The sequence below is a fragment of the Kitasatospora sp. NPDC001547 genome (assembly GCF_042894165.1).
In the GTDB taxonomy this organism is placed as follows: domain Bacteria; phylum Actinomycetota; class Actinomycetes; order Streptomycetales; family Streptomycetaceae; genus Kitasatospora.
Map to the genome: position 1 here is coordinate 70,709 of NZ_JBIAVL010000008.1, position 16,540 is coordinate 87,248.

16 protein-coding genes and 1 pseudogene are annotated in these 16,540 nt (G+C 74.1%); 13 read left to right on the top strand and 4 right to left on the bottom strand.

Features of this window, described 5'->3' with window-relative positions; all coding sequences use genetic code 11:
* Positions 1-86 precede the first annotated feature (86 nt).
* From ACFY0X_RS17060 to ACFY0X_RS17070, 3 genes are all read left to right on the top strand, one after another.
* Positions 87-665 (top strand): TetR/AcrR family transcriptional regulator, encoded by a 579-nt coding sequence (locus tag ACFY0X_RS17060; protein WP_387755075.1) that lies wholly within the window; start codon positions 87-89, stop codon positions 663-665.
* Between the two features lie 78 nt (positions 666-743).
* The gene (locus tag ACFY0X_RS17065; protein ID WP_387755078.1) at positions 744-2,180 is read left to right on the top strand and encodes an MFS transporter; all 1,437 of its coding nucleotides are present in this window, start codon (positions 744-746) and stop codon (positions 2,178-2,180) included.
* A complete protein-coding gene (locus ACFY0X_RS17070) occupies positions 2,177-2,938 on the top strand; it encodes an SDR family NAD(P)-dependent oxidoreductase (RefSeq protein WP_387755081.1) in 762 nt (253 codons plus the stop codon). The genes ACFY0X_RS17065 and ACFY0X_RS17070 overlap by 4 nt, the downstream gene beginning before the upstream one ends.
* A 58-nt stretch (positions 2,939-2,996) precedes the next feature.
* Here the strand turns inward: ACFY0X_RS17070 and ACFY0X_RS17075 are convergent, their stop codons facing one another.
* Positions 2,997-3,701 carry an SMI1/KNR4 family protein gene (locus ACFY0X_RS17075; RefSeq protein WP_387755084.1) on the bottom strand — a complete coding sequence of 235 codons (705 nt, stop codon included), beginning with the start codon at positions 3,699-3,701 and terminating at the stop codon, positions 2,997-2,999.
* A 226-nt stretch (positions 3,702-3,927) separates the two neighbouring features.
* On the opposite strand from ACFY0X_RS17075, the gene ACFY0X_RS17080 reads away from it, so the two are divergent.
* From ACFY0X_RS17080 to ACFY0X_RS17090, 3 genes are all read left to right on the top strand, one after another.
* Positions 3,928-4,863 carry a carbohydrate ABC transporter permease gene (locus tag ACFY0X_RS17080; protein ID WP_387755087.1) on the top strand — a complete coding sequence of 312 codons (936 nt, stop codon included), beginning with the start codon at positions 3,928-3,930 and terminating at the stop codon, positions 4,861-4,863.
* Positions 4,860-5,756: a carbohydrate ABC transporter permease gene (locus ACFY0X_RS17085; RefSeq protein ID WP_387755089.1), complete on the top strand. Its 897-nt coding sequence runs from the start codon at positions 4,860-4,862 to the stop codon at positions 5,754-5,756. Before ACFY0X_RS17080 ends, ACFY0X_RS17085 begins: the two co-directional genes overlap by 4 nt.
* 91 nt (positions 5,757-5,847) lie before the next feature.
* Positions 5,848-7,242, top strand: a complete 1,395-nt coding sequence (locus tag ACFY0X_RS17090; RefSeq protein WP_387755092.1) for an ABC transporter substrate-binding protein — start codon at positions 5,848-5,850, stop codon at positions 7,240-7,242.
* 194 nt (positions 7,243-7,436) lie between these two features.
* On the opposite strand, the gene ACFY0X_RS17095 is transcribed toward ACFY0X_RS17090, so the two are convergent.
* The gene (locus tag ACFY0X_RS17095) at positions 7,437-7,706 is read right to left on the bottom strand and encodes a helix-turn-helix domain-containing protein (protein ID WP_387755095.1); all 270 of its coding nucleotides are present in this window, start codon (positions 7,704-7,706) and stop codon (positions 7,437-7,439) included.
* Positions 7,707-7,804: 98 nt separating this feature from the next.
* On the opposite strand from ACFY0X_RS17095, the gene map reads away from it, so the two are divergent.
* The 6 genes and pseudogenes from map (at position 7,805) to ACFY0X_RS17125 (ending at position 14,449) form a co-directional block, all read left to right on the top strand.
* Positions 7,805-8,572 (top strand): type I methionyl aminopeptidase, encoded by a 768-nt coding sequence (gene map / locus ACFY0X_RS17100; RefSeq protein WP_387755098.1) that lies wholly within the window; start codon positions 7,805-7,807, stop codon positions 8,570-8,572.
* A gap of 78 nt (positions 8,573-8,650) precedes the next feature.
* A pseudogene (locus ACFY0X_RS17105) lies at positions 8,651-9,347 on the top strand (HAD family hydrolase).
* Positions 9,348-9,448: 101 nt separating this feature from the next.
* Positions 9,449-9,874, top strand: coding sequence for an acyl-CoA thioesterase (locus ACFY0X_RS17110; protein WP_387755100.1), 426 nt, complete (start codon positions 9,449-9,451; stop codon positions 9,872-9,874).
* Between the two features lie 143 nt (positions 9,875-10,017).
* Positions 10,018-11,529 carry an alpha/beta hydrolase gene (locus ACFY0X_RS17115; protein WP_387755103.1) on the top strand — a complete coding sequence of 504 codons (1,512 nt, stop codon included), beginning with the start codon at positions 10,018-10,020 and terminating at the stop codon, positions 11,527-11,529.
* A gap of 168 nt (positions 11,530-11,697) precedes the next feature.
* Positions 11,698-14,016, top strand: a complete 2,319-nt coding sequence (locus ACFY0X_RS17120) for a transglycosylase domain-containing protein (protein WP_387755106.1) — start codon at positions 11,698-11,700, stop codon at positions 14,014-14,016.
* Between the two features lie 100 nt (positions 14,017-14,116).
* Positions 14,117-14,449: a hypothetical protein gene (locus tag ACFY0X_RS17125; protein ID WP_387755108.1), complete on the top strand. Its 333-nt coding sequence runs from the start codon at positions 14,117-14,119 to the stop codon at positions 14,447-14,449.
* 30 nt (positions 14,450-14,479) lie between these two features.
* Here ACFY0X_RS17125 and ACFY0X_RS17130 read toward each other — a convergent pair whose 3' ends face one another.
* Together ACFY0X_RS17130 and ACFY0X_RS17135 are read right to left on the bottom strand one after the other, a co-directional pair.
* Positions 14,480-15,076: a hypothetical protein gene (locus ACFY0X_RS17130; protein WP_387755111.1), complete on the bottom strand. Its 597-nt coding sequence runs from the start codon at positions 15,074-15,076 to the stop codon at positions 14,480-14,482.
* Positions 15,077-15,155: 79 nt separating this feature from the next.
* Positions 15,156-15,704 carry an RBBP9/YdeN family alpha/beta hydrolase gene (locus ACFY0X_RS17135; RefSeq protein ID WP_387755114.1) on the bottom strand — a complete coding sequence of 183 codons (549 nt, stop codon included), beginning with the start codon at positions 15,702-15,704 and terminating at the stop codon, positions 15,156-15,158.
* 254 nt (positions 15,705-15,958) lie between these two features.
* Between ACFY0X_RS17135 and ACFY0X_RS17140 the strand changes: the two genes are divergently transcribed.
* Positions 15,959-16,525, top strand: coding sequence for a DJ-1/PfpI family protein (locus tag ACFY0X_RS17140; RefSeq protein ID WP_387755117.1), 567 nt, complete (start codon positions 15,959-15,961; stop codon positions 16,523-16,525).
* The last annotated feature ends 15 nt before the right edge of the window (positions 16,526-16,540 follow it).

Consider the following 16,540-nt stretch of genomic DNA (forward strand, 5'->3'; position numbering starts at 1 on the left):
TTGGCAATGCTCCGTCAGGCATTAGGTCTGGACCAATGGGTGCTCTTTCTTGACCGTTCGGTCCAGAAAGGGATACGGTTCTCGACATGGCGCGAACGAAGGAATTCGACCCGGACGCGGCGCTGCAGGCGGCCCTGGAGCTGTTCTGGGAGCGCGGCTACGAGGCGACCTCGATGGCCGACCTGGTCGAGCGGCTCGGAATCGCCCGGGCCAGTGTGTACGCGACCTTCGGCAGCAAGCACGAGCTGTACCTGCGGGCGCTGGAGCGCTACTGCGAGCAGAGCGACTCGGCGCGGCTGGACGAGCTGTCCCAGCCGGGCCCGGCGCTGCCGGCGGTCCGGGCGATGGTCCGCCACTACGCGACGGCGGACGGGCCGGAGCGCCGGATCGGCTGCTTCGTCACCAACACGGCGGTGGAGCTGGCCGCGCACGACCCGGCCGCGGCCCGCCGGGTGGAGGCGAGCTTCGACCGCCTGGAGACGCTGCTCACCGGCGCCCTGGTGCGCGCCGCCGCCCAGGGCGAACTGCCCGCCGGGCGGGAGCCGCGGGCGCTCGCCCGGATGCTGGTGGTGCTGCTGCAGGGCATCCGGGTGGTGGGCAAGACCGCCGACGGCGCGCCCCGGGCGCGGGACGCCGCCGAGCAGGCGCTGGCACTGCTGGACTGACACCCGGTCGTCCCGGACCGGCTTCTTCTGTTGTGCTGATTCTGGACCGAACGGTCTACATAGGGGGGAGGGTTTTACATGGCCGTCATCACTACCGGCCGGTACGGCTTCGCGCTGCTCGGCGTCGTCCAGGCGGTGCTGGTCTTCACGATCACGATCCTCACCGTGCCGCTGCCCCTGGTGGCACGGGAGTTAGGGCTCGGCCCGTCCGCGGTGCTGTTGCTCAGCGCCTCCTACGGCCTCTCCTTCAGCTCCCTGCTGCTGCTCGGCGGGAGACTGACGGACCGTCACGGCGGACGCCCGGTGCTCCGCGCGGGCCTGGCGCTGCTCGCCGTCGCCTCGGTCGCCTGCGCGCTCGCGCCCGGCTACCCCGTCCTGCTGGCGAGCCGCTTCGCGCAGGGCGCCGGAGCCGCCCTCACCGCCCCGGCGGCGGTCGCGGTGGTCCGGGTGCTGTACCCCCAACCCGCCGCCTACCGCCGGGCGATGGCCACCTGGGGCGGCCTGTCGGTGCTCGGCGCCACCGTCGGCAGCGTGCTCTCGGGCGCGGTCGCCGCCGCGGTCTCCTGGCGCTGGCTGTTCGCGGTGCCCGTCCTGGTCGCGCTGGCCGGGCTCGCCCGCTCCGCCGCCCTGCCCGCCGCCGCCCCCGCCGGGCACCGCCCGGCCAGGCCCGCCGCCGCCCCCGTCAGCCACCGCCCCGCCCTGGACCTGCGCGGCGCCGCCCTCGCCACCACCGGTGTCTGCGCGGCGAGTTACGCCCTGGTGGCGTCCACCGAACACGGCTGGCACGGCCCCGGAACGTACGGCCCGCTGGCCGCCGGGCTCGCCCTGCTGCTCGCCTTCGCCGCCGCCGAACGCCGCACCGCCGACCCGCTGCTGCCGCCCGGCTTCCTCGCCGACCGGCGTCGCGCCACCGGGCTCGCCGCCGTCATGGCCACCGCCGCCGGCACCGCGCTCACCTTCGTCCTGCTCTCGCTCTACCTCCAGCAGCTGCGCGGCTGGAGCGCCGCGGCCACCTCCGCCGCCTTCCTGCCGTACGCGGCCGTCCTGCTGCTCGCCGGCCGGCTGGCCGGGCCGCTGACCGTCCGGTACGGGCCGGTGGCGGTCACCGCCGGCGGCCTCGCCGTGGCGGCCGGCGGACTCGGCCTGCTGGCCGGGCTCGCCCCCGGCAGCGGGTACGCCCTCGGACTGCTGCCCGGACTGCTCCTGCTGCCCGCGGGCGCCGCCGCGGCCTTCGCCGGTGCGGCCGTGCTCGCCACCGGCGGTGTGCCGCCGGAGCGCACCGGGCTGGCCGCCGGAGTGTTCAACACGGCCATGGAACTCGGCCCCACCGCCGGACTGGCCGCCCTGATGGCGCTGGCCGCCACCCGCCCGAGCGTCGTCGGCGGCTACGCCGCGGCCTTCGCGGCGGCCGCCGTCGGGCTGGCGCTCACCGCCGTCGCGGTCGCCGCGCTGCCCCGGACCACCGTCCCCACCGCAACCGAACGCACCACCCGAATCAAGGAGACCACCTCATGACCACGCGTTTCGCCGACAAGTCCGTCCTGGTCACCGGCGGCGGCAGCGGCATCGGCCGGGCGATCGCGCTCGCCTTCGCCCGCGAGGGCGCCCGGGTCGCGGTCGCCGGCCGCACCGCCGGCCCGCTCGCCGAGACCGTCGACCTGGTCGAGCAGGCCGGCGGCAAGGCGGTCGCGCTCACCGGCGACGTGACGAACGCCCAGGACGCCGCCCGGCTGGTCCGGGAGACCGTGGAGAACCTCGGTGGCCTGGACGTCGCCGTCAACAACGCCGGGGTGCTCGGCGCCCTCGGTCCGGTCGCCGACATCGACGAGGCCGAGTGGCAGCGGATGTTCGACATCAACGTGACCGGCACCCTGCTCGCGATGAAGCACCAGATCGGCCACATGCGGGCCCACGGCGGCGGCGCGATCGTCAACGTCTCGTCCAACATCGGCGCCCACAAGCGGATCGCGGGCGTCGGGGCCTACGCCGCCAGCAAGGCCGCGGTCACCGCGCTGACCCGGGCCGCCGCCCTCGACCACATCGCCGAGGGCGTGCGGATCAACACCGTCAGCCCCGGCGCGGTGGACACCCCGATGTCCTCCCGGCCGGGCGAGGACGCCGCGGCCAAGGCCGGGCGGATGAGGGCCGAGGTCCCGGTCGGCCGGGCCGGCGCGACGGAGGAGGTGGCCGCCGCGGTGCTGTACCTGGCCTCGCCGGAGGCGGGCTACACCGTCGGCAGCGACCTGGTCCTGGACGGCGGCTCCTCCGCCTGACCTCGGCGGCTCCTCCGCCTGACCCCGGAGCCGCCGAGCACCGGCCCCCGTCGCCGGGCTACTCGCCCGGCCACTCCCCGGGCACCGCCCCGTAAAGCGCGTCCAGCGCCTCCGGGGTGCGTGCCCGGGCCGCCGCCCAGGCCTCCCCGGCCACGCCGACCAGCACCTCCGGCCCCCGGTACCACCGCAAGCCGCGCCCCAGCGCGGGCAACTCCTCAAGACCGTACGGCAGTTCCCCGTCCGCTCCGGGGAAGTCGGCCGGTTCGAGGAAGTCGGCCAGCTCGTGGTCCTCCAGCAGCTTCTCCGCCATCGCCATCGCCGCGGCCGCCGTCGAGAAGCGCTCCTCCCAGGGCTCCCACCGTTCCCGTGACTTGTCCGCCAGGTCGAGCCGGCCCACCGTCGGCGGGTCCTCCCGGCCGAGGTCCTCCAGCAGCACGCCCCAGTGCGCGCAGCCCTGGTTCTCCGCCCGGTACACCAGCGCGCCGTCCAGCACGTACAGCTCCGCCGGCGTCAGCAGCACGTCCTGACTGCTGGTGAGGTCCGCCCGGCGGCCGAACAGCCGGTACGCCTCCCGCAGCGCCACCGGCAGCCGCAGGCCCAGCCGTTGCTCGGCCGCGTCCAGCTCCGCGTCCGTGAAGCCGTCGCCGGGCCCCAGCGGCTCGCCCCAGTACGCGGCGAAGCCCCTGACGAGCGCCCAGGCGCCCGCGCGGGAGCGCACACTTTCGGCCATTGCGGTCGGGATGTCGAATTCCGTTTCGTCCACCCGCGCACCGTACGGCACCCCTCCGACAGCGCGGTGAACCGCTCAACGGCCGGGCTGCAGCCGGGCTGCGGCCGGTCCGCCGCCGGTCCGTACCGCACCGGCCGAATCTGACGCGAACGCGTAATCCCGGCGACACCCGTTGATCACCGCGGGGTTTCCGCGCCGTCGTGTGGGCAGGACACGGTTTCGGCCGGAACCGACATCACGAAAGGCGGACGCGCGACAGATGCCGACCGCACCGCACCCCGGGCCGCTCCCGGGCCGCCCACGACCGCGACGGGGAGGGCGCTGGGGCGAGCACGGGCTCGCCTGGGCCTTCCTGCTGCCCTCCCTGGTGGTCTTCGTCCTCTTCATCGGCTACCCGCTGGGGCGGACGGTCTACCTGAGCGCACACGCCAACGACCTCTTCGGCGCGCCCTCCCGCTACGTGGGGGCGAAGCACTACACGGACCTCTTCGCCTCGGCCGACTTCGGCCGCACCCTGACCACCACGGCGCTGTTCACGCTGCTCACCGTGGTCCCGGGGGTGCTCGGCGCGCTGGTGCTGGTGCTGCTGCTGGAGAACCGCATCCGCGGCGTGCGGCTGCTGCGCTCGGCGTTCGCACTGCCCTTCGCGTTCTCGGTGGCCAGCGCCTCGGTGGTCTTCGCGGTGTTCTTCAACCCCGCCAGCGGGGTGCTCAACGGCCTGCTCTCGCACGTCGGCCTCGGCCCGGTCGGCTGGCTGACCGACTCCCGGTACGCGCTGGTCTCGGTGGCCGTCACCACGGTGTGGATGAACCTCGGCTACAACGTGCTGGTGCTCTCCGCGGGCATCGGCTCGATCCCGGGGGAGGTGCTCGAGGCGGCCCGCATCGACGGCGCCTCCGGCCTGCGGCTGGCCCGCTCGATCACCGTCCCGATGCTCGGCCCGAACCTGTTCTTCCTGACCGTGGTCTCCACCGTCCACGCGCTCCAGAGCTTCGGCCAGATCCACATCCTCACCAAGGGCGGGCCGGACGGCTCCACCCGGACCCTCGTCTACTCCGTCTACGAGAAGGCCTTCGCCTACGGCTCCAGCGACTTCGGCACCGCCAGCGCCCAGGCCGTGGTGCTGCTCGTGGTCGTCCTCGCCTGCACGGCCGTCCAGTTCGGCGTCCTGGAGCGGAAGGTGCACTACGCATGACCACACTCACCACCGGGGCCGAGGCCGGGGCGGAGGCGCCCCGCCCGCGCGCCCGCGCCCTCGCCGGGCGCTCCCCGCACGACCTGCTCGGCCGCGCCGCCGTCTACCTGCTGCTCGCCGTCGCCGTCGTCACCGTGGCCTTCCCGGTCTACTACGCCGTCGCCGGCGCCTTCATGGGCCCGTCCGAACTCTCCTCCTACCCGCCGGCCCTGGTGCCGCACTCGGTCACCGGACGGAACTTCTCCGGCGCGGTGGAGGCCGTCCCGCTGGCCCGCCAGTACGCCAACTCGGCGATCACGGCGACCGCCATCACCCTCGCCCAGCTGTTCACCTCGGTCCTCGCCGCGTACGCCTTCGTCTTCCTGCCGATGAAGGCGCGGGCCGTGGTGTTCGGGGTGTTCCTGGCCACGCTGATGGTCCCGTGGGAGGCCATCATCATCCCCAACTACCTGACGCTGTCCGACTGGGGGCTCGGCAACACCTACTTCGGCCTGGTGCTGCCCTTCCTGGCCTCCGGCTTCGGCACCTTCATGCTGCGCCAGGCCTTCCGGCAGCTGCCCGGCGAACTGCGCGACGCCGCCCGGATCGACGGGGCCGGCCACTGGCGCTTCCTGTGGCGGATCGTCGTCCCGCTGAACAAGCCGGCCCTGGCGGCGCTGTCGATCTACGTCTTCCTGTCGGCCTGGAACCAGTACTTCTGGCCCCTGATCATCACCCGCACCGCGGACATGCAGACCCTGCAGATCGGGCTGACCTCGCTGCGCGACTCGGAGATGGCCGACCCCGGGCTGATCCTGGCCGGCGTCGTGCTCTCGCTGCTGCCCACCCTCGCCCTGGTGGTCTTCGGCCAGCGCTTCATCGTCCGCGGCCTCACCGCGGGCGCGGTCCGCTGACCCCGCCGCGCTGGTGACGCCCGGTTGGTCCCGTCCCACTGGCCCCGTCCCGTCCACGTCCCCCGCTTTCCCGGATAGAGAGAGAACCCTCGTGAAGAAGAGTGCGCGCGCGCTCGCGGCCCTGCTGGTGGCCGGCCTGTCCCTGACCGCCTGCAGCTCCAGCGGGTCCGGCTCCGGCTCCGGCGGCTCCTCCGACGCCGGCGCGCCCGGCGCCCAGGCCCTCGACCAGGCCTCCGGCGTCACCACCGTCGAGTTCTGGCACTCGATGACCGGCAAGAACGCCGACGTGCTGAACGGGCTGGTCGGCCAGTTCAACGCCGCCCACCAGGGCAAGATCGAGGTCAGGGCGCAGTTCCAGGGCAAGTACGACGAGCTGGTCACCAAGTACAAGGCCGCGGTGCAGCAGAAGGGCACCCCCGCCCTGGCGCAGGTCTACGACATCGGCACCCGGTTCATGATCGACTCCAGGCAGACCGTCCCGGCCCAGGCCTTCGCCGACAAGGACGGCTACTCGCTGGACGACCTGGACGCCAACATCCGGAACTACTACTCGGTCGGCGGCAAGCTCCAGTCGATGCCGTTCAACTCCTCGATGCCGCTGCTCTACCTGAACACCGACGCCTTCAAGGAGGCCGGGCTCGACCCGGCCCAGCCGCCCAAGGACCTCAACGAGCTGGGCGAGCTGGCCAAGAAGCTGACCAGGAAGGACGCCGACGGCAAGACCGTCCGGTACGGCTTCGGCGCCGCCATCTACGGCTGGTTCGTCGAGCAGCTGCTGGCCGAGTCCGGCGCGATGTACTGCGACAACGACAACGGCCGCGGCAACAAGGCCGGCAAGGTCGTCTTCGACTCCGCCCAGGGCGCCCAGGTCGTCCAGTGGTGGGCGGACCTGGTCAAGGGCGGCTACGCGGCCAACACCGGCCGCACCACCGACGACGCCCAGGCCGCGTTCAAGGCCGGTACGGTCGCGATGCACCTGGAGTCCACCGGCGTGCTGCGCGGCTACACCGAGGCCGCGAAGTTCGCCGTCGGCACCGCCGCCTTCCCGAAGGTCGCCGCCGGCGACCAGGGCGGCCCGGTGATCGGCGGCGCCTCGCTGTGGATCAGCGGCCCGGGCCACTCGGACGCCGAGAAGCGTGCGGCCTGGGAGTTCGAGAAGTTCGTCTCCGCCCCCGAGCAGCAGGCCGTCTGGCACACCGGCACCGGCTACTTCCCGGTCAACACGAAGTCCCTGGACGACCCCAAGGACATGGAGTGGGTGGCCAAGTACCCGCAGTTCCAGACCGCGATCGACCAGCTGAAGGCCACCAAGCCGACCCCGGCCACGGCCGGCTGCCTGCTCGGCGTCATGCCGCAGGCCCGCAAGGGCGTGGAGACCGCGATCGAGCAGACCATCGCGGGCACCAAGCCGGCCCAGCAGGCCCTGGCCGACGCGGCGAAGGAGCTCCGGCCGGCGATCGAGAGCTACAACAGCTCGGTCGGCTGACCCAAGCCGCTGAACGGCCCGAGAACGACGGCCCGCCCCGCGCCCCGCGCGGGGCGGGCCGCCGCCGTCCCGGCGGCCGCTGCGCCGTGTCGGGCGCGGAGGTCCCCGACTCCCGAGGGAAGCCGGTGAAGCCCGTTCGACGGCACCGGACGTCGACGATCCGCGTCCCGCCCGCCCCGGCCCGCGCGCACTGGCTAGGCGGAGAGCGCCTCGCCGTCCTCCGAGGGCGCGCACGCGGCCGCCAGTTCGTCCAGCGACAGGTCGAGCGCGAAGGCCAGCGCCGCGATGGTGAAGAAGGACGGCGTCGGTGCCCGGCCCGTCTCGATCTTCCGCAGCGTCTCCGCCGAGACGCCGGCGGCCGCCGCCACCTCGACCATGCTGCGCCCGCCGCGCGCCTCGCGCAGCAGCGCCCCGAAGCGCTCGCCGCGCTCGCGCTCCCACGGGGTCAGCGGAGTCCTCACCATGCCGACGAGTGTAGGGCCTGCCGCCCGGGGCGTCCCGCACCCTGCGGACCGTGATACAAATACCGGTATAAGAATTGGATCCAAGGGGAGGTCGCACCATGGTCGAACTCAAGTCGGACGCCGGGCTGGCCGCGATGCGCGAGGCCGGACGGGTGGTGGCGGACGCGCTGGCGGCCGTCCGGGAGCAGGCGGCGGTCGGCGTCAGCCTGTTGGAGCTGGACGAGGTGGCGCGGGGCGTGCTCAAGGCGGCCGGGGCCACCTCGCCGTTCCTCGGCTACCGCCCGGCCTTCGCGCCCGTCCCGTTCCCGGCCGTCATCTGCGCCTCGGTGAACGACGCGGTGGTGCACGGCATCCCGAACGGCTACCGGCTGCGCGACGGCGACCTGGTGAGCATCGACTGCGGCGCCCTCCTGGACGGCTGGGCCGGGGACGCGGCGGTCAGCTTCACCGTCGGCACCGCCCGCCCCGAGGACACCGCCCTGATCGAGACCACCCGCCGGGCCCTGGAGGCGGGCATCGCCGCCGCCGTGGTCGGCAACCGGACCGGGGACATCGCCCACGCCATCGGCACCGTCGCCCGCTCCGGCCGGTACGGCCTGCTGGACGGCTACGGTGGGCACGGCATCGGCCGCCGGATGCACGAGGACCCCCACGTGGCCAACGAGGGCCGCCCGGGCCGGGGTTACCCGCTGCGCCCCGGCCTGGTGCTGGCGATCGAGCCGATGCTGCTGGCCGGCGGCCGCGACGACCACCGCACCGACTCGGACGGCTGGACCCTGCGCACCGTCGACGGTGCCCGCGCCGCCCACGTTGAGCACACCGTCGCCATCACCGAGGACGGCCCGCGCGTCCTGACCCTGCCCTGACCGCGCCTGATCGTGCCCCGACCGCGCCCCGATCCGGTACCCCGGACGCCCGGGCAGCGCCCGGGCTAGGCTCGGACCATGATCAAAGCTGTGATGTTCGACTTCTCCGGCACCCTCTTCAGGGTCGTCTCCACCGCCGAGTGGCTGACGGCCCACACCGCCGCCGCCGGCCTCGCGCTGCCCGCCGGGGAGGAGGCCGAACTGGTGGCCCGGCTGGAGGAGTTCGGCGCCCTTGCCCGGCGGGGTGCCACCGCGGCGGATCCCGTCGGAGGTCCAGCAGGCCTGGGACACCCGGGACTTGACCCCCGAGCTGCACCGCGCCGCCTACACCGCGCTGGCCCGCGCCGCCGAGCCGCCCGCGGGCCTCGACGTGGACGCCCTCTACGAGACCCACATCGCGCCCGCGAGCTGGCGCCCGTACCCGGACGCCGTCCCCGTGCTGCGCGAGCTGCGCCGCCGGGGCCTGCCGGTCGCGGTGGTGAGCAACGTCGGCTGGGACCTGCGTCCGATCTTCCGCGCGCACGGCCTGGACGAGCTGGTCGACGTCTACGTGCTGTCCTGCGAGGTGGGCGCCCAGAAGCCCGACCCGGTGATCTTCGAGACCGCCTGCGAGCGGCTCGGCCTCGCCCCCGCCGACGTCCTGATGGTCGGCGACGACCTCGTCTGCGACGGCGGCGCGACCGCGCTCGGCTGCGGCTTCCACCCCGTCGAGCACCTGCCGGTCGACGAGCGCCCGGACGCCCTCACGGAGCTGCTGGCCGTCCTGCCCCGCTGAGCGGCCCCCGCCGGGCGGTCCGCGCGGTCCGGGAGGCCGTCCGGCCGGGGTGACGCAGGACACGCGGTGGGGCCCCGGCGGCCCGGAGTACCGTGCGGGGCATGAGTGATCAGGACTTCACCACGCACATCACCGTCCGGGGGTACGAGACCGACTCCCAGGGACACCTCAACCAGGCGGTCTACCTCCAGTACGCCGAGCACGCCCGCTGGGAGTACCTCCGGGCGGCCGGGATCCGCCAGGCGGACCTGGTCGCCGAAGGGGTCGGCCCGGTCGTCCTGGAGACCACGGTCAAGTACCTGCGGGAGCTGCGCGCGGGCGACTCGGTGGAGGTCGGCTGCTCGTTCACCTGGCGGGACGGCAAGACCTTCCAGGTGGTGCAGCGGCTGGTCCGCGAGGACGGCGTACTGGCGGCCGAGATCACCGGCGTCGGCGGCATCCTCGACCTGGCGGAACGCAGGCTGGTCGCCGACCCGCGAGAGCCGCTGCGCGCCCTGGCCACGGATCCGGGTGTGCTCGGCCTCTAGGCCTCTCACCCGCCCCCTCGTCCCGCACGGTGGGAGACCGCGAGCGCAGCGGTCTCCACCCCGCCCCCCGGGGGATTTCCCCACCCCCGACCGGCCCGCTGCCCGGATGGGCCCAAGTGCCGTACCACAGCAGACTCCTGGGCATGCCGAAGCCCACCCGCACCATCACCGCCGCGGCCACCGCGGCCGCCGCCATCGCCGTCACCGCGCTGACCGCCCTGCCCGCCGGCGCGGCCGGCACCGCGAAGCCGGGGAGCGACCGCCTCGCCTGGACCACCTGTCCGGACGCCCCGGCCGACAGCCCGCAACGCTGCGCCGACGTCACCGTCCCCCTGGACTACGCCGACCCGGGCGGCGCCCGCGTCACCATCGCCGTCTCCCGGATCACCGCCGCCGACCCGCGGCTGCGCCGCGGCGTCCTGCTGGCCGTGCCCGGCGGCCCGGGCGGCTCCAGCCTCGACCTCGTCAAGGGCATGGCCGGGCGCCTGCCGCAGTCCGTCCGCGACCGCTACGACGTGGTGGGCTTCGACCCGCGCGGCGTCGGCCGCTCCACCCCGGTCGACTGCGGGTTGGACACCGCCGACCTGGCGATGTCCAAGGTGCGCCCCTGGCCGGCCGCCGACGGCTCGATCGAGGAGAACCTGGCCACCGCCCGCCGCGTCGCCGAGACCTGCGCCCGCAACGGCGGCCCGGTGCTGCGCAGCATCTCCACCGCCAACGAGGCCCGCGACATCGACAGCGTCCGCCACGCCCTCGGCGAGCGCCGGCTGTCCGTCTGGGGCGTCTCGTACGGCACCTACGCGGGCGCGGTCTACGCCACCATGTTCCCCCAGCGCACCGACCGGATCGTGCTGGACAGCAACGACGACCCGGATCCGGCCAGGGTCGGGCGCGGCTGGCTGGAGGGCTACGGCCAGGGCATCGAGGACCGCTTCCCGGACTTCGCCAGGTGGGCGTCCGCGCCGGACAATCCGGACCGGCTGGCGAACACCCCGGAGGAGGTCCGCCCGCTCTTCCTGGACCTCGCGGCCCGCCTCGACCGGGCCCCGCTGCCGTGGGAGGGCGCCAACCCGGCGGAGCTGAACGGCAACGTGCTGCGCGAGACCCTGCTGGAGAGCCTCTACTCGGACGCCAGGTTCCCGGGCCTCGCCCGGCTGATGCTGGCCGGACTCGGCCGTGCCCCGCTGCCCGCCGCCCCGAAGCCGAGCGAGCGGGACCTGCGGGCGGTGCAGAACACCCTCGCCGTCTCGGTCGGCACCCTGTGCAACGACGTCCGGTGGCCCACCGATCCGGCCGGCTACGCGAAGGCCGTCACCGCCGACCGGGCCGCCCGTCCGCTCACCGCCGGCCTGCCGGTGAACGTGATGCCCTGCGCCTTCTGGCCGTTCGCGCCCGCCGAGCCGCCGGTGCGGGTCACCGACAGGGGCCCGTCCAACGTGCTGCTGACGCAGAACCTGCGCGACCCGGCGACCCCGTACACCGGTGCGCTCAAGCTGCGCGCGGCGCTGGGGGACCGGGCCCGGATGGTGACGGTGGACTCGGGCGGCCACGGCGTCTACCGGTCGACCGGGAACGCCTGCGGCGACGAGGTGGTGACGGACTACCTGGTCAGCGGCCGACGACCGGCCCGGGACGTCTTCTGCCCGGCGGGCTGACCGGGACGGGTGGGGCAGGCGGGGCAACGGGCCGTGGACGAACGGCCCTTGCTCCGCCGTGCACGCCCGTTCGACCCTCGGGAATGAGTCGAATCCGTCGCGATTTTGTGACAATCCTTCGCCGACACCCGCTCCCCGTGGCCTGGCCACGGCCGTAGTGTTCGATCTATGTCACCGAAGAGCCGCATACCCGCCGCCTCGGACCCGGGCGACACCTGGGTGCCGCGCCCGAGGCGCCGCGAGACCCCGCTGGGCATCCTGCGTCACGCGGCCACCTTCCTCGGCGCCAGCGCGTTGGGCGGCGTCCTGCTGGCGGGCCTGATCCTCCCGGCGGCCGGGGCTGTCGGACTCGGCGTGAAGAACGGCGCCGAGGGCTTCGAAAGCATCCCCGACGACTTCAGGACCCCGCCGCTGACCCAGGCGACGAAGATCTTCGACGCCAGGGGCGGCCTGATCGCCAAGGTGTACGAGCGCGACCGCACCGTCATACCCGCCGACCAGATGTCCCCGCTGATCCGCACCGCGCAGGTCGACATCGAGGACGCCCGCTTCTACGAGCACGGCGCCGTCGACCTCAAGGGCATCCTGCGGGCGCTCACCAAGAACGCGGAGAGCGGGGCCGCCGTCCAGGGCGCCTCCACCCTGACCCAGCAGTACGTGAAGAACGTCAACGTGGAGAAGGCCGGCGACGACCCGGACGCGGTGCGCGAGGCGCAGCGCAAGACCCTCGGCCGCAAGATCCAGGAACTCCGGTACGCCATCAAGCTGGAGGAGGACCTGACCAAGGAGCAGATCCTCACCAACTACCTGAACATCACCTTCTACGGCCACCAGGCGTACGGCATCCAGGCCGCCTCCCAGCGCTACTTCAGCAAGGACGCCAAGGACCTCAGCCTGCCCGAGGCGGCGATGCTCGCCGGGCTGGTGCAGAACCCGTCCCAGTACGACCCGAAGCTGCACCCGGTGGCCGCCCAGAAGCGCCGCGACACCGTCATCGACAAGATGGTGGAGAACAAGCACATCACCGCGGAGCAGGCCAGGGAGGCGAAGGCCGCGCCGCTCGGCCTCGTCTACAAGGACCCGCGCAACGGCTGCATCACCGCCGAGGCGGGCATGGGCTTCTTCTGCGACTACGTGCGCCACGTGGTCAAGCAGGACCCGGTGTTCGGCAAGAGCTCGGCCGAGCGCAAGAAGCTCTGGGACACCGGCGGCCTGAACATCCACACCACGCTGGACCCGGACAAGCAGGCCGCGGCCCAGAAGGCCGTCTCCACCAAGGTGTACGTCACCGACCCGGTCTCGGCCGCGATGACGATGGTCGAGCCCGGCAGCGGCAACATCCTGGCGATGGCGCAGACCCGCCCGTACGGCCTGGCCAAGGAGAAGAACGAGACCGTCGTCAACTACAACGTGGACGCGGCGATGGGCGGCGGCATCGGCTTCCAGCCCGGCTCCAACTTCAAGCCGATCGTGGCCGCCGCCGCCCTGGAGGCCGGTCTGTCGCCCACCCAGCGGTACGACTCGCCGAACCGGATGGACTGGCCTTCGATGCGGACCTGCGACGGCACCTGGAAGAACCTCAGCAAGGGGAAGAAGGAGGGGAGCATCCCCAACGAGAGCCCCCAGGAGATCGGCCCGTACGAGCTCAAGCAGGCCATGGCGCTCTCCGTGAACACCTACTTCGTGCAGATGGAGCAGGAGATCGGCCTCTGCGCGGTCAAGCAGATGGCCAACAAGCTGGGCATGGAGGGCAAGGCGGACGGCTCGGCCCTGCAGGAGGTGCCCGCGCTCGGCCTCGGCACCCAGGAGGTCAGCCCGCTGACCATGGCCAACGTGTACGCGACCTTCGCCGCCCGGGGCACCTACTGCGCGCCGCTGGCGATCAACCGGATCACCACCGTGGACGGCGCCGACGTCCCGGTGCCCCAGGCCCGGTGCACCCCGGCGATGTCCGAGAGCACCGCGGACGTGATCAACAGCGTGCTGCTCGGGGTGACCGAGAAGGGCGGCACCGCGCGGGACCTCGGCCTGGACGACGGCCGCCAGATCGCCGGCAAGACCGGGACCACGGACGAGAAGAAGTCGGCCTGGTTCACCGGCTACACCGGCAACCTGGCGGGCTCGGTCTGGCTGGGCAGCCCGGGCACCAAGGTGCCGATGCGCAACATCCGGATCGGCGGCAGGTACCAGGCCGAGGTCTTCGGCGCCACCGGCCCCGGACCGATCTGGCAGCAGGCGATGAGCGACGCCGTCCGGGACATGCCGGAGAAGGCCTTCGCCACCGTCCACATCCCGGACCCGCCCCGGCGGGACGCCAACTGCCCCACCCCCGGCGGCTCGCCGGGCCCGGCCACCTGTGCCGGCACCCCCGCCACCGGCGGCCCGGCGAACACCGGCCGGCCGCGCGGCGCCACCCCGGCGCCCGGCCGCACCGGGCCGTCCGTACCGACCGTGCCGCCCGGCGCCACCGACCCCGAGGACCGGTGAGCCCCGAGGGCCGGTGAAACCCGAGGACCGGTGAACCCCCGGCCCCGCATGAGTACGGGTACTCATGCGGGGCCGCGGCCGTTCGGCGGACGATGACCGCATGCCGCACAGCGTCCTCGGCGTCCCCGCCGTCCTCTGCCCCTCCATCGGCTACCTGGCCGGCTACCTGGTGATCGGCCTGGCCGCCGCCCACGAGCTGCGCGCCGAACCGCGCGCTTCGCCGCGTGCCGAACCGCGCGGCGGGGCGGGCCCGGCGGGCGCCGTGCGGCAGTGGACGGCGGTGGTGTGGACGATGCCGGGCTTCCTGCACGCGATGACCCTCAACCCGTTCCCGGACGGCACGGCGGCCCGCTTCCTGTCCGCCACCGCGCTGGGCGCCGCCGGCAACGCGGCCCTGCTGGCGCTCGGCGCGCACGCCCTGGGGCTGGGCTGAACCCCCGCGACCTGGCCGAACCCGGCCGGGCTAGCGCGCCTCGACCGGCTCGCCGCTGTCCTGGTCGAGGTTGAACACCCGCCGGTAGGAGTCGGTCACCACGGTGATCTGCGAGCGCCCGGTCCAGTTCGCGGTCACCAGCCGGGCGTCGCCCGGGCCCCGGCCGATGTCCGCCAGCGACCAGCGCCGGGCCGACCAGCCCGCACCGCTCTCCAGCAGCACCTGCCAGTGCTCGCCCGCGGCCGACCCGGCGGCGTACGAGCGGTGCACCACGATCAGGGCGTGCTCGGCCCCGGCCGGGGCGTCCTCCCGGCTGCGGGTCTCGGCCGCCGACACCTTGTGCGCGGCCAGCACGCCGGTCAGGAACACCACCCCGGCGGTCACCGTGACCGTCCGGGTGGCCGTCCGCACGGCGGGGCGCGAGTCGCCCAGCCAGGCGGCCGCGATCAGCGCCGCCAGCGCCCCGCCGAGCAGCGGCTCCGGCCGGTTGAGCAGGTCGGCGACCAGCATCCGCCCGCCCGAGCGGCTCTCCCACTGCCCCTCGGTGTAGAGCAGCACGGCGGCCAGCCCGGCGACCGCCAGCAGCCGGACCAGGACGCGCCTGGCCCGGGACGTCCCCCGCTTCATCGTCCCCCGGTCCATCGTCCCCCCGCCCCGGCTTCCCCCGTGGCCGCTTCCCCGGTCACCGCTTCCCCCGTGGTCGCGGTCACAGCTCGGCGAGCAGCTTGCGGCCCTCCGGCCAGTCGCCCAGCCCGGAGTCGGAGTTGAGGTGCCCGTACGCACCCGGCTCGACGTACCGGGCGCCCCAGGCGGCGGCGAACGCGCGGGCCCGCTCGGGGGAGACCCACGGGTCGTCGGTCGAGGAGACCACGACGGACGGGAACGGCAGCCGCTCCAGCGCCACCGGGCGGAAGCCGACCAGCTCCGGGACCTCGGCGGTGTCGACGTCCGCCGGGGCCACCAGCAGCGCGCCCCGGACGGCGGCGGTCCGCTCGGCGGACGCGGTGGCCGCCCAGTGGGCGGCCGTGACGCAGCCCAGGCTGTGGGCGACCAGCACCACCGGGCCCTCGGCGGCGGCCGCTGCCACCGCCGCGTCCACCCGGGCCACCCAGTCCGCCCGCTCCGGGTGGTCCCAGTCCGCCTGCTGGACCCGGCGGAAGGACTCCGGCTCGGCCTCCTCCCAGTGGGTCTGCCAGTGCGCAGGGCCGGAGTTCTGGTAGCCGGCGAGGACGAGGTAGGTGGTGCGGGCGGGCATGGGCTCCTCCGGAGCAGGGCGGTCACGGGCAGCAGGAGTCTAGGCCGCGGGCCGCCGGCCCCCGCAGCCGGGCGGCCGACCGGCGCGCACCCCCCGCAAGCGGCGCACGGTGGTCCGTACGCGCTGTTGCGCGCCCGGTGCGCCCCGTTGCCAACGGTGTCGCCGTACGGGAGGTTGGACCGGGCCCGGGCCGGTCGCCACCGCCCCTCGCCCGTACCCGACCTGAGGCTCGACCACGTGGAGGGATGTCGGCGATGACATCGAAGATCCTGCTCGTCACCGGGGACGCCGCCGAGTCACTGGAGGTGTTCTACCCCTACCAGCGGCTGCGCGAGGAGGGCTACCAGGTCGACATCGCGGCCCCGACCAGGAAGCGCCTCCAGTTCGTGGTGCACGACTTCGTCGAGGGCTTCGACACCTACACCGAGAAGCCCGGCTACACCTGGCCCGCCGACCTGGCCTTCGCCGAAGTCGACCCGGCCGACTACGTGGCCCTGGTCATCCCCGGCGGCCGTGCCCCCGAGTACCTGCGCAACGACCCGGACGTGCGGCGGATCGCCCAGCACTTCTTCGCCGGGGACAAGCCCGTCGCCCAGATCTGCCACGGCCCGCTGATCACCGCCGCCGCCGGCGTCCTGGACGGCCGCCGCAGCTCCGCCTACCCCGCGCTGGCACCGGACATCAGGGCCGCGGGCGCCGAGTTCGTGGACGGCGCGGCGGTGGTGGACGGCGTGGTCGTCTCGGCCCGCGCCTGGCCCGACCACCCGGCCTGGCTGCGGGCCTTCGTCGAGGTCCTGCGCAAGCACGCCCCTGTCACCTGACGCACGCCCCGCCGC